Consider the following 324-nt stretch of genomic DNA (forward strand, 5'->3'; position numbering starts at 1 on the left):
GGGCCGGCAGGTGTGTGCGGTGGGTTCGCTGCGCCGTGGTGAGGGGGGTCTGCGGCGTTTCCTGACCTCGGTGGCGGAGGCGTTCGTCCAGGGTGTCGACGTCTCCTGGCCGGCACTCTTCGAGGGCTCCGGTGCTCGCACCGTCGACCTGCCCACCTATCCCTTCCAACGCCGGCGTTACTGGCTTGGGTCGCGTTCTTCTGCGGCGGTTGTTCCGTCGGGGCCGCAGGACGGTCTGTCGTATGAGGTGGCGTGGAAGAGTCTGTCGTTGCGGGAGTCGGTGCGTCTTGACGGCCGGTGGCTGCTCGTCGTGCCCGAGCACCT

At 68.5% G+C, this 324-nt stretch carries 1 protein-coding gene; it reads left to right on the forward strand.

Annotated features, from left to right (window positions below; genetic code table 11):
• Window positions 1–19: 19 nt before the first annotated feature.
• On the forward strand, window positions 20–324 hold a 305-nt coding region (locus RM812_RS42840; RefSeq protein ID WP_311586545.1), incomplete at its 3' end, for a hypothetical protein.

The sequence above is a fragment of the Streptomyces lancefieldiae genome (genome assembly GCF_031845825.1).
Classification (GTDB): Bacteria; Actinomycetota; Actinomycetes; order Streptomycetales; family Streptomycetaceae; genus Streptomyces; species Streptomyces lancefieldiae.